The organism is Streptomyces sp. YS-3 (assembly GCF_045257485.1).
Classification (GTDB): Bacteria; Actinomycetota; Actinomycetes; order Streptomycetales; family Streptomycetaceae; genus Streptomyces.
The window spans coordinates 34,912-46,250 of sequence record NZ_JBJHPC010000006.1; the positions used below are offsets into that span (position 1 = coordinate 34,912).

The window sequence follows — 11,339 nt, forward strand, 5'->3', positions numbered from 1 at the left end:
AGCGCTCCGGGGCGGTGACAGCGAGGCGACTTGCCGAATGAGGGCCGAGACTCATGCATCCTCCACTTGATCACTACGCTCGAGCAGGGGGCAACCGGGCGTAGCTGTACGCACCCGCCCCCTTGCCCACTCGGATCACCCAAGGGCTACCGAACCAGGTTCATCCTTCGGATAAGCCCTGGTCAGAGGGCAGCGTAATGGGCAGGTGAGGCTCGTGACAATGACAAGTCCCGCATATTGGACACGAACTGGCACCGCGTCAAGCAGGAGGGACGGTGTCCCCCTTGTGTGCGACGTCGTAGCGCCAGCCGAGCTGCCGGGGCGGTGGGCAGCAGGTTGTCCTGGCCGAGCAGACAGGGGGTGCGACCGCCGATCAGCTCCTTGCGGTAGTCGAAGGGCAGCGGTTCCAGGTCGCGCCAGCCGGTGTTGGTCCGTCACTCGGTGACGAAGGAGACGGCCTGTTCGATCTCGCTGCGCCACTGGCCGGGCGACCAGTTGGCCACCGATCCCGGGCCACCGCAGAAATGGCCGTTGAAATGCGTCCCGATCTCGTGCCCGTCCCACCACGCCTCCCGTACACAGCGAAGCGTCTCACGCACATGTGCGTCGTTCAGATAGCCGATTTCCGAGGCCCCGACCGGGTTGTTGGGCGGGCGGTAGCACGCTTTACCGGATTCCGGCAGGAGATAGAGGCCGGAGAGGAAGAACGTCATCGAGGCGCCGTGTTCGCGGGCGAGTTCCAGAAGGCGCGGAAAGAGCCCGCTGCCCGACTTCTCCGGCGCCGTCCCAGGAGAAGACCACGAACTGCGGAGGCGTCTCGCCCGGTTCGAGCGGCCGGGGCCTCTTGGGCCTCAAAGCCACCAAGGGGAGTGTTCACCGTCCTGGCCGAGTTGGCCCGGACAGTGCCCTGCATCGGCCGGGCCGGCGGCCACGCCCTCGTCACCGCCGACACATCTGAGCACTCCGTGGCGAAGGACCACAGCAACGAGTGGGAAATGCGGCACCCCAACGATGCAGCTGGCACGACAGCCGGAATCTGCTCTCTGCGGGCCCCGTATCCGGGCTACTTGCAGCGGCTGCGTCGGGCACATGAGCAGGGCGAGCCGGCTTGGCAGCAAGACCGAATGGGCCGTTGCATCCGCGGATACTCGTCAGAAGGCAGCGAAGGCAACACCTCCTGGCACCACGTCCATGCCTTCACCACCCTCGACGGGCAGTACGTCGAGTTCGAGGAGGACGCTGTGCTCCTCGAACAGGGGGACACCGTCACCGTGCGGTACCGGCCCAACAACCCCGCACGGTCCGCCACTGTCATGGGCCGCGGCGGCACCTGGTCGCCCCGATGACCTCCCGGGCCGACGCTGTCCGTTGCACCAGGGAGGAAGCAGGGGTGCAGCTCCAGGAACTCTTGCATCTCCCGCTCACTGGGAGAGGGAGGAAAACGACTGCGTCCAAGGCGAGTTGTGCACCGTCTGACTATCCCGTGACACATCGGCGCTCAGGCCGTGGACGCCGTCGTTTTACCGTGCGCCGACCCCGCCCCTTAGCTCAGCTCGAACCAACGGCTACCGCCGACGGGCTGACCGCTTTGAGCCGAACCGCTCGTCGAGCTCTGCTTAAGCTTCGACATCCACGAGCTGTGCAGGAGGCCCTGCCTTCATACGCCGCCCTCACCGCGATCACCCGAACGCGACTCCCGTTCGATCAACAAGCTCCATGATCGGTACGACAACGGCTTTTTACAGACTTGCCGTTGCACTGTACGCCTCATCGGTGAACTGCCCGTTCCCACTGCTGTCGAAGTATCCAAGAATCGCGCCCGATTTCCATTGGCCGGCCTGATAGGGCGCCGTAACGGTGACATAGCACGACGTGCAGTTGTGTTTGGTCGCATTGTTCTGACTGACGTTGGATCCGTAGAAGTACAGGGCCGTCCCGAACGACAGTGTGGCCGCGTTGCTGTTGCAGTAGGCCCAGACCGTGGATGTCACGCCGGCAGCGCCGTGGTACGGCTTGCCGGGGCTGACGGTGCAGGTGAGTACGGCGACGGAGGGTGCTGACCTGGTGACGGTCACTGTGCTGCCGCCCACCGTCATGGTCGCACTGCTCTCGCCGGCCGGCACGCTGATGGTGGCCGCGTGGGCCGAGGGGGAGGCGGTGGGCGGAGCGGCCTGAGCGCCGGGGGCGCCGATCAGCGCGACAGCGGTCATCGAGGCCACGCCGAACAGGCAGCCCAATATTCTAGTGCGCATGAAACCTCGATCTGAAGAGGGGAGACTGAGCACGGTGGTCAACCGCCGCAGCGCAGCGCTTGATTATCGGAGAACGGCCGAGCGCAACATGTGCCACTGAAGGGCGCCTGCCGGAGGGCGAGGTCCCAAGGAAATGAAGTTCGCGATCTTCACGGACCGATCACGAGCTAGATTCTGCGGCATGGAGTCAGAGGCGTCCATGCCGCGCCGTGATATTTCAGGCCAATCTGTTGCCGGAAATGCTCACGCCGGAGCGGGGGCGTCCCGGTGACGACGGCAACGGCCCGCCGCCCCGATACGTGCGGGTCCGCTCGCCGACGGGACTATCCGGCGTACGGGACCAGGCATGCGCGCCCACGTCGTTCCTGCCGTACCAGTAGTGCGGCACTCCCTCGATGGCCGTCCCGAACGGCGCGCCGGGATCGTCGATGCGGATCGAGCCGCTGCGGCCCTGGCAGGACCAGTCAAGTTCCAGGTACCAGCGTGCCTCGACTGCCAGACGCGTCGCCGGCTCACACAGTTCATCGGCTTCACTGGTCATGCGGCTCAGCCCTGCACGCGCCGGTGCGTCCGTGGATGCACTTGAAGTGATGCGTGTTCAGGTGAAGTTGGCAAGGTTCGTGGCTGATGTGTTCGCGTCGATGCCGCGGAAAGACCAGCGTGTGAAGGGTGAGTGCTATCTGACGTGGCGTGATGCTGGACGGACGCCGAAAGTCCATCCAGGCGATGGCTTCCCGGCTGGCGGACGGCGACGTACAGAATCTGCAGCAGTTCGTCAACCAGTCCACCTGGGGCCCCCGGCCCCGGTCCGGCGGCAGGTCGCCGACCGCATGACGGCACTGATCCGCCCCACGGCGTGGGTGATCGATGACGTGTCCTTTCCCAAGGACGGCCGGATGTCGGTCGGCGGGGCGCCGCAGTACTGCGGCGTCCTGGGCAAGCGCGCCAACTGCCAGGTCGCGGTGAGCGTCCACGCCGTCACCAGCGAGGCGTCCTGTCCCCTGCAGTGGCGCCTGTTCCTGCCGAAGGAGTGGGCCGAGGACGCCGCACGCCGGACAGCATGCAAAGTGCCCCCTGGCCTGGGACATCGCGAGAAGTGGCTGCTCGCCCCGGACATTTTCGACGACCTCGCCGCCTGGGGTCTGTCGCCCCGAGTCGTGCTCGCCGACGCGGCTTACGGGGCCAGCGCGAGCTTGCGTGCCGCGCTGGAGGACCGAGGCCTGGGCTATGCGCTGTCCGTCCGCTCCGACGTCACCGCCCACTCCTTCGACGCGCAGGCCGAAGCCCCCGCTCGCAAAGGCCCTGTCGGGTGCTGGCCCCAGCCCCGCTACCGCCAGGCCCCGCTCGCCGTGGCCTCGCACGCCACCCGCCTGGGACGCGAGGGGTTCACCGAGGTCACCTGGCGTCAGGGCTCTCGCGGCCCGATGCGCTCGTGCTTCGCAGCGCTGCGGATCCGCCCCGCCGGCAACACCATCGCCCGCCCGCTGCGGCAGCGGGCATCCGCAGAACAGGGCTGGTGGGACGGTGTCCTGCCCGAGTTGTGGCTGCTGACCGAATGGCCCGCCCACGCCGACGAGCCCAGCGAGTGCTGGTTCTCCAACCTGCTTGCCGACACCCCGCTGGAGGACCTGGTGGGCTGGGCGAAGCTGCACTGGCGCGTCGAGCACGACTACCGAGAACTCAAACACGGTCTGGGACTGGACCACTGCGAGGGACGCTCCTGGCCGGGCTGGCACCACCACGTCACTCTCGTGACGGCCGCCCGTGCCTTCCTCACCGAACAGCGGCTCTCCCCAAAAGCGCCCACACCGGCCTCACCCTCTACCACGTCCTCGATGCCCTCCAGGACGTCCTGAAGTGCTGGACCGGTATCTGCACCACCTGCCACCGCCCGTTACCCCGTCCCCACCAGCGGAAAGCAGCAAGACCTCCACAGTGGACGAGACCAAACTCCGGCTTACCGCCATCGCCGGCTCACCGGCCACCCGTAACTGATCCGACCTACGGATCGATCGATCAGGTGCATGTGCGCCGCGAGTGCCATGCGCTTTCCTCGGGCCCGGCCCCCTCGCCCTGGCCGGGTGGGACCTCCTGGCGTCAGCCGACACACCATGGACGACCACTTCACGACGACCCCTTCGAGACCACTCATGGGCGTGAGTGACACGCGTGAGTGACACGCCGTAGTCAGTTCTGGACAGACAGCCGGGGCTTCTGTGGTGGCGGAGCCGGTCATGCCGTAGACGGTGAGCCCGTGGGAGGTGGAGTCAACGCGGTTGCCACGAGCCGGCGCGCGTAGGAGGCCTCCAGCCCGTCCGGGCGGAAGAGGATGCGGTACATCAGGGGGGCGACGACATGGTCGATGACCGTTTCGGTGTCGGGTGGGTTCTCGTTGCGTTCGGCTGCGCGGGTGAGGATGACGTCGATCTGCTCGGCGGCGTACGTGGAGCACCGGCCGGCGTTGCTGCCGTCCGGGTCGCCGAGCAGGGCGTCGCGAATGTAGGCGCGGCCCGCGGGGGAAGCCATCTCGTCGAAGAACTGCTCGGCCCAGGCGGTCAGGTCGGAAGCCAGGTCACCCAGGTCTTTGGGCTCCGTGTCGGGGCGCAGGCGCTCGACCGCCACGTCCGACATCAGTTCCTGTAGATCTCCCCAGCGACGGTAGACGGTCGACGGCGTTACGCCCGCGCGCTGGGCAATCATCGGTACGGTCAGGGCGTCCCGACCCACCTCCGAGGTGAGTTCGCGGACGGCGGCGTGCACCGCTGCCTGCACTCGGGCGCTGCGCCCGCCGGGGCGCGCCATCTGGCGACTCATGACACCAGCTTAAAGCAAATTTGTTGCGTCTAGCGTCTCAGCCATAGATCGTGGCCGTCGGCCGCCTCGAACGCCTACACGGCACGCGGCACCGCGCGCGCCCAGCATCCCGGCGGCATCCCGGGCCAGCGTACGGCCCACCACAAGTACACGGACTGCATCAGCGCTCTCGCCCTCACCAACCTTCCGTCGGCCCGTCGTGAGGGTGCGGCCCCGAGTGACGTCGGCCGGAGCCGGAGAGGGGGCCCGGCGGATCGCTCCGACGGGCCTGTCCTCCTGCTCAGGCCATCGGCGCGAGTTCGCGGGCCGGTTGGGTCTGCTCGTAGGCGTGACCGACCCGCAGCAGCACGCCCTCCCCAAAGGGGCGGCCGAGCAGTTGCATTCCTATCGGCAGACCCGCCGCGTCGAGGCCGACCGGAACGGTCAGGGACGGCATGCCAGTGATGTTGGCCGGGGCCGAGAGGCGTACGTAGGCGTCGGAGACGTTCTCGACCGTGCCGTCGGGCCAGGTGATCAGCTCCTCGCCGGCTGCCGCCGCGGTGGCTGGAACTGTAGGGGCGGCGATGACGTCGACGTCGTCCATCAAGTGGCTCCAGGCCTGCCGCATCAGAGTGCGGGCGCGCTGGGCGCGCAGGTAGTCTCCGGCGGGCATGAGGTGACCGGCCTCAAGGAGAACGCGGACGTCCTCCTGGTAGAGCTCGGGAGCCGTGCGCAGGGTCCGCTCGTGGTAGGCGGTGGCCTCCGGCACCATCAGGCCCCACTGGGTGGCCTGGATGTAGCGCGTCATCGGAATCTCCACCTCGACGAGCCGCGCGCCGAGGGCCTGCAGCTGGTCGATGGCGCGCCGCACCGCGGCTTCCACCTCCGGGTCGACATGGTCGAAGTAGTAATTACGCGGCACGCCGACCCGCAGCCCGGCCAGATCCGTCCCCGCCCCCGGCCGGTAGTCCGCCTCGGGCGCCGCCAGCGAGGCGGGATCGCGGGGGTCGTGACCGGCGAGGACGGACAGAACCAGGGCCGCGTCCGCCACCGTCCGGGTGATCGGGCCGACATGGTCCAGCGACCAGGACAGCGGCGTAATGCCCGTGCGGGGGACGAGGCCGTAGGTCGGCTTGAGGCCGACGGCCCCGTTGAGCGCGGCAGGCACGCGGATGGATCCGCCGGTGTCGGTGCCCAGGCCGAAGGTGGCGGTGCCCGCGGCGACAGCGACGGCGGACCCGCCGCTGGAGCCGCCCGCGATCCGATCACGTTTCCAGGCGTTGTGGGTCTGAGGGGTAATCAGACCGTAGGCGAATTCATGGGTGTGGGTCTTGCCCAACAGGACCGCACCGGCCGTCGACAGGCGGGCGGCGACGGTGCTGTCGGCTTCCGCGCAGTGGCCCGCGCGAACCCTGGAGCCGGCTGACGTCACCATGCCGGCAACGTCAATCAAGTCCTTCAGCCCCATGGGAATGCCGTGCAGTGGACTCCGGAGGCGGCCGGCCGCGGCATCCTTCGCGGCAGCGCGGGCTTCTCGGCGGGCTCGCTCAGCCGTGACGGTGGCGTAGGCATGAAGGTGCGGTTCCACCTTCTCGAGGCGGCCGAGGACAGAATCGACCAGCTCGACGGGGGACAGTTGACGTGCCCGGATCGCTTCGGCGGCTGCGGTCAGAGACAGTTCGTACGGCTGCACAGCGCTACTCCTCTCCCACACGGTAGGCGAAGGCGGGCGGGGCGTCCCCGAAGTCGAGCTCTCGCAGGACAGCGACGACGGAATGGATGTGGTTAAGGGTGGCCGCGACCACGTCGTGGCGGTCGGCCGTCAACGGGAGTCCGGTGCGGGCGGCCCAGCGGGCCGCTTCGGGCGCAGTGAGTTCATCGGCGGACACGGGTCTGTCTCCTGACGGGTGGGTGACGGGAAGCCCCGACAGAGGCAAAAGCTAAGGGTTTGCTTTAGGTGACCGTAGAGCCTACAGTCACCTAAAGCAAATCAGTTGCGTTTAGAGCGAAGGGGTCGTCACTGCACAGGAGGCGGTACGGAAGGCACTCCCCGGCCAAAGCCGCGTGGGCCGCCTCCCACCACAACGCCGACCAGCCCCAGTCCCGCCGGCGATGACACCCAAGGAGAGACACGACCATGCAGACCCCGCCCTCCACCGCCACGCCCTCCTGGACCGTGGGCGACATCACCGTCCACCGCATCGACGAAATCCCGTTGCCGCCCGCGACCGGCCCCTGGCTGCTGCCCGGCGCCACCACGGACGTGATCTCCCAACACGATTGGCTGCGCCCCGACTTCGCCGACCACGAAGGCACCCTGCACCTCGACAGCCACAGCTTCGCGTTTTTCGTGGGCGGCGTGCGCGTCCTGGTCGACACCGGCATCGGAAACGGCAAGGAGCGGGCCAATCCCGCCTGGCACAACCTGCAGACGGACTTCCCCGCACGCCTTGCCGCGGCCGGTTACTCCCCGGACTCCGTCGACCTGGTGATCCTCACGCATCTGCACGCTGACCACGTGGGCTGGAATACCCGGGAGGCGAACGGCGAGTGGGTGCCCACCTTCTCCAACGCCCGGTACCTCACCTCCCGCACCGAGCGTGAGTTCTGGGCCTCGTACGACATGGAGGAGCCGCGCAAGCAGATGTTCCGTGACTCCGTGATCCCGGTCGAGGAAGCCGGGCTGCTCGACCTCATCGACGTTCCGGAGGGAGGCGTCGAGATCGCCCCGGGCCTACGCCTGATCCCCACGCCGGGCCATACCCCCGGCCATCTCGCCGTCGAACTGACCAGCCGGGGCCAGACGGCGCTCATCACCGGCGACTGCCTCCACCACCCGGTCCAGCTCGCCCAGCCCACCATCAGTGCCTGCGTCGACATCGACCCCGCACAGTCGACCGCTTCGCGCCGCAAACTGCTCGCCTCCCTGGCCGACACCACCACCCTTCTGCTGGGAACACACTTCGCACCGCCCACCGCTGGCCACGTCATAACCCAAGGGAACACCTACCGGCTCTCCCCCGTCCCCGCCGAGCCACGCTAACCCCCGTGCATCCCAACTGCCGCGGATGTGCGACGCGTCGGCCTGGTGTGGCGCTGGCGTGATCACCATGACGGTTGAGGGCGAGGCGCTGGACCGCGGTATGGCGAACGCAGGGGCGGTCTTCCGCCGCGGGGCACTGGTGGAGCGCCCGGCGCCGCGCAACGAAGCGCGCTGTGCATGCGTACCTCCCTGCCCTGAAGGAGCACAGCTTCGACGCCGGCCCTCCCCCTGTCGGTCTCATTGAGGATGGCCGTGAACAACCCACCTTCATTCCCGGAGACGTGGCTCTGCCACCGTTCGCGGACAGGGCGATGACGAAGGCCGCCCTGGAATCGGTGGGGAGTCTGCTGCGGCGCCTTCATGAGACCAGCACGGCCGTCGAGGGCGACGCCCGTGCCGAGTGACCAGGCGGCCTGCCCGGACCCGGAGGGCGGAGCGATGCTGTGCCACAACGACGTGTGCACGGACAACGTCGTCTTCCGCGAAGGCCGTGCCGCTGCTCTGATCGATTTCGATCTGGCAGCACCGGGCCGTCCCCTGTGGGACGTCGCCATGACCGCCCGCTACGGGGTGCCCCTGGTCGGTCCCGCATCCGCAGCCCCGTTCTACCCTTCCGGGCTGGATGCGCCCGCGCGGCTGCGGATCCTTGCCGACAGCCACCGCCTCTCGCCGCAGGACCGCGCCGAGTTGACCGGCGTCATCGAGCAGGCCACCGGGTCTGCCGGGCCCTCGTCGCCCGCCGCGTGGCTGACGGCGACCCCGTCTGTCTCCACGCGCCGGCCGAGCGCGGTGAATGGGAACGCTGGGACCGCATACGGACCTGGTTGGTCGAGCACCGCGAGATGTTCACGGCCGCCTGCTGAACTGACCACCCGGAGCCGCAAAGACAAAGCTGCATGCTTTCCCGCCGGAAAGTCAGTTCAGCCGGGCGCCGTTGACGCAGCGCCTCGAAGTGTCCAAAGGCCGCTCAGGGATTGGTCCAGGCTTCTGGGTCCTGCGCGAGGTTCACGACCTCGTCCGGCAGTTCGGCCGCGGCCACATGGGCCAGAGTGACCTCGCCGAGGATCTTGCGGACGTTGGCGCGTACGGCGATCCACAGTGGCAGCAGTGACTCCGCCGGTCCGCCGTAGGAGAGTTCCGGCGGGCGCACTCCCCGTACCGACACCAAGGGGCCGTCCGCCAAGCGGATGACATCCGCGATGGCGATCGCGTCCGCCGGGCGGGCCAGTCGGTAGCCGCCGTTGCCGCCCCGCCGGCTGACGACGAGGCCACCCCGGCGCAGGTCGCCGAGGATGCCCTCCAGGAATTTGTGCGGAATGCCCTGCGCCGTCGCGATCGCCTCGGCCTTGAGGGAGACCCCGTCCCCTGCCGCGGCCAGTTCCAGCGCCGCCCGCACCGCATAGTCCGCCCGCGCCGAGATCCGCATGCCGCGATTATCCCTCATCGCCTTCTCCACCCGTCGGCGTTTGCCCTGTCAGGCGGGGAAGGCGAAGGACGGGTGCGTGCCGTTGAGGAAGTAGTCCCCGATCTCACGCAGGGTGTGGGCGACCGGCTCACGAAGGGTGTGCGTGCGGGCGTTGCGCCAGAAGCGGTCGAAGCCGTGGCGCGCGGAGGCGGCGTCGGCTCCGATGACGTCCAGAGCACGGGTGGTGATCTCCTGTGCCGCCCGGGAGGCGGCGGCCTGCGCCACGCTCGCCAGGACGGCGATCTCCGCACACTCCTCGTCGTCCAGGTCGTTCCACCGCTCCAGGCCGTAGAGCAGGGCATCCACCGCCTGGGCGGCGAGCGCGGATGCTCCGCGCGCGACGACGGCGAGTTCGCCGTAGACGGTCAGCGCGTACGGATCCTGTGGCGGGCTGCCCGGCCAGGGGTGGGGCGACAAGGGTTGCCAAGGTGAACGCACGGCCCTTCCGTGCTCGTGGACCTCGGCCAGCAGTCCCTCGGCGACGCCCAGACAGTACTGGGTGGACACCAGACGTGCGGTCGGCACGGCCAGGGAGGCGAAGGGGGGCAGGACGGCCTCGTCCGGCGAGAGCGCGCCCAGCACATCGTCCGCCGCGATCGGCACCGCGTCGCACTCCACGGCACCGCCGGCGGCCAGACGCTGGCCGAACGTGTCACCGCTGCTGCCGCTCACGACGCCGGGGCGGGCGGGATCGACGAGGACGGCCAGCGGCTCGCCGGTGCCGTACTTGGCGGCTCGGACCACCAGCCTGTCGGCGACCCCGACACCGGTGGCGAACCGCTGGTAACCGTCCAGCAGGTACCCGTCTTCTCTTGGGGTAAGGATGAGCGGCGGCTCGTGGGCGGCGATACCCCCTCCCCAGCACCATCCCGCCTCCGTCGCCTCCCGCTCGACGCGGGCTGCATGGGCGGGGCCGGCGAAGAAGCGGGCGCTGAACGACAGGAAGTAGTGACTGCCGAGCAGGTGGCCGATGGCCCCGTCGGCCGCGGCGACGGTTCTGACGACCGCGTAGGCCGTACGCCAATCCGCGCCGCCTCCCCCGTGCTCAGCCGGTGCCAACAGGGTCAGTAACCCCGACTCGCGCAGCCGGGCGACCTCGTCGAACGGCGGATCGCCGCGCTGTTCGCGTTCGACCGCATCCGTGGCCAGGTCGTCCGCCAACTCACCGGCGATGTGCAACCAGTTGGCCTGCCCGGCTTCAGTGTCCATCACTTCGTCCGCTGTCACCGTCATACCCGCACCCCCTTCGGACGATGGTGACCGCGCCCTCGACTACGGCGGCAACTACCACTCACTGCTGGACTCATGACGTCTTCCTCCAGGGGGCCGAGGACGATGCGGTGCCGGGCGTGGCGGCGTGAGAGGTGCAGCGGTACGCGGTGACGCGCCGGCTTCCTCATCCTCACTCGCCCCCTCGACCACCGTCAACGTTTTCCTAGTACTTCGATAGGAATACTAGGGATGGTGATCCGTCCCGGCCGATTCACCTTCCTGCGTGGCCAGTTCACACGGGCGGGAGGCCGGACATCGGGTCCACCAGCGACCGGGAGCCCCTGCTACGGGTCCGCCGCGCGTCCGCGCTCATCGGACGTACACACCGCAGGACGTCCTTTCCAGCATGTTGCGGACTCCTGTGCTCCCCATGTCGGCGCGTATCAGGGCCTTGTCCATCCCGTGAAGTAGCAGGCCGCAAATCAGGCATGAGCCACCAAACCCCCCCTTGTAGCACGTGACATGTGCGCGACGGGCTGAGAGCGTCGCTCCCCATCAAGGCATTCCCTCCCTC

The 11,339-nt window shown here is 68.5% G+C and carries 9 protein-coding genes and 3 pseudogenes; 4 read left to right on the forward strand and 8 right to left on the reverse strand.

Translation table 11 applies throughout. The annotated features are described in order from the left end of the window. Positions 1-280: 280 nt before the first annotated feature. Positions 281-852 (reverse strand): annotated as a pseudogene (locus ACJA3G_RS01415) (hypothetical protein); the annotation flags it as partial. Between the two features lie 272 nt (positions 853-1,124). On the opposite strand from ACJA3G_RS01415, the gene ACJA3G_RS01420 reads away from it, so the two are divergent. Further along, the gene (locus tag ACJA3G_RS01420) at positions 1,125-1,346 is read left to right on the forward strand and encodes a DUF3592 domain-containing protein (protein ID WP_406550983.1); all 222 of its coding nucleotides are present in this window, start codon (positions 1,125-1,127) and stop codon (positions 1,344-1,346) included. A gap of 393 nt (positions 1,347-1,739) precedes the next feature. Here ACJA3G_RS01420 and ACJA3G_RS01425 read toward each other — a convergent pair whose 3' ends face one another. Further along, complete coding sequence (locus tag ACJA3G_RS01425; protein WP_406550984.1) at positions 1,740-2,294, reverse strand: hypothetical protein; 555 nt, start codon at positions 2,292-2,294, stop codon at positions 1,740-1,742. Positions 2,295-2,469: 175 nt separating this feature from the next. Further along, the gene (locus ACJA3G_RS01430; RefSeq protein ID WP_406550985.1) at positions 2,470-2,793 is read right to left on the reverse strand and encodes a hypothetical protein; all 324 of its coding nucleotides are present in this window, start codon (positions 2,791-2,793) and stop codon (positions 2,470-2,472) included. Positions 2,794-2,824: 31 nt separating this feature from the next. Between ACJA3G_RS01430 and ACJA3G_RS01435 the strand changes: the two are divergent. Then, a pseudogene (locus tag ACJA3G_RS01435) lies at positions 2,825-4,108 on the forward strand (IS701 family transposase). A 376-nt stretch (positions 4,109-4,484) separates the two neighbouring features. Here the strand turns inward: ACJA3G_RS01435 and ACJA3G_RS01440 are convergent. The 3 genes from ACJA3G_RS01440 to ACJA3G_RS01450 form a co-directional block, all read right to left on the reverse strand. After that, complete coding sequence (locus ACJA3G_RS01440) at positions 4,485-5,066, reverse strand: TetR/AcrR family transcriptional regulator (protein ID WP_406550986.1); 582 nt, start codon at positions 5,064-5,066, stop codon at positions 4,485-4,487. A gap of 280 nt (positions 5,067-5,346) precedes the next feature. Next, complete coding sequence (locus ACJA3G_RS01445; RefSeq protein WP_406550987.1) at positions 5,347-6,738, reverse strand: amidase; 1,392 nt, start codon at positions 6,736-6,738, stop codon at positions 5,347-5,349. Positions 6,739-6,742: 4 nt separating this feature from the next. After that, entirely contained in the window at positions 6,743-6,934 is a 192-nt protein-coding gene (locus tag ACJA3G_RS01450) for a hypothetical protein (protein WP_406550988.1), read from the reverse strand. Between the two features lie 248 nt (positions 6,935-7,182). Here ACJA3G_RS01450 and ACJA3G_RS01455 point away from each other — a divergent pair, with 248 nt between their 5' ends. Together ACJA3G_RS01455 and ACJA3G_RS01460 are read left to right on the forward strand one after the other, a co-directional pair. Continuing rightward, on the forward strand, positions 7,183-8,088 hold the full coding sequence (locus ACJA3G_RS01455) for an MBL fold metallo-hydrolase (RefSeq protein ID WP_406550989.1): 906 nt from the start codon (positions 7,183-7,185) through the stop codon (positions 8,086-8,088). A 67-nt stretch (positions 8,089-8,155) separates the two neighbouring features. After that, positions 8,156-8,951: pseudogene (locus ACJA3G_RS01460) on the forward strand (aminoglycoside phosphotransferase family protein). Positions 8,952-9,055: 104 nt separating this feature from the next. On the opposite strand, the gene ACJA3G_RS01465 reads toward ACJA3G_RS01460, so the two are convergent. After that, positions 9,056-9,514 carry an RrF2 family transcriptional regulator gene (locus ACJA3G_RS01465; RefSeq protein WP_406550993.1) on the reverse strand — a complete coding sequence of 153 codons (459 nt, stop codon included), beginning with the start codon at positions 9,512-9,514 and terminating at the stop codon, positions 9,056-9,058. A 48-nt stretch (positions 9,515-9,562) separates the two neighbouring features. Then, positions 9,563-10,786 carry an acyl-CoA dehydrogenase family protein gene (locus ACJA3G_RS01470; protein ID WP_406550990.1) on the reverse strand — a complete coding sequence of 408 codons (1,224 nt, stop codon included), beginning with the start codon at positions 10,784-10,786 and terminating at the stop codon, positions 9,563-9,565. Positions 10,787-11,339: the final 553 nt, after the last annotated feature.

Excerpts from the sequence above, each read along its gene's own strand:
- ACJA3G_RS01420 (WP_406550983.1), top strand. The coding sequence starts at position 1,125 with ATGGGCCGTTGCATCCGCGGATACTCGTCAGAAGGCAGCGAAGGCAAC.
- ACJA3G_RS01430 (WP_406550985.1), bottom strand. The coding sequence starts at position 2,793 with ATGACCAGTGAAGCCGATGAACTGTGTGAGCCGGCGACGCGTCTGGCA.
- ACJA3G_RS01440 (WP_406550986.1), bottom strand. The coding sequence starts at position 5,066 with ATGAGTCGCCAGATGGCGCGCCCCGGCGGGCGCAGCGCCCGAGTGCAG.
- ACJA3G_RS01455 (WP_406550989.1), top strand. The coding sequence starts at position 7,183 with ATGCAGACCCCGCCCTCCACCGCCACGCCCTCCTGGACCGTGGGCGAC.
- ACJA3G_RS01465 (WP_406550993.1), bottom strand. The coding sequence starts at position 9,514 with ATGCGGATCTCGGCGCGGGCGGACTATGCGGTGCGGGCGGCGCTGGAA.
- ACJA3G_RS01470 (WP_406550990.1), bottom strand. The coding sequence starts at position 10,786 with ATGACGGTGACAGCGGACGAAGTGATGGACACTGAAGCCGGGCAGGCC.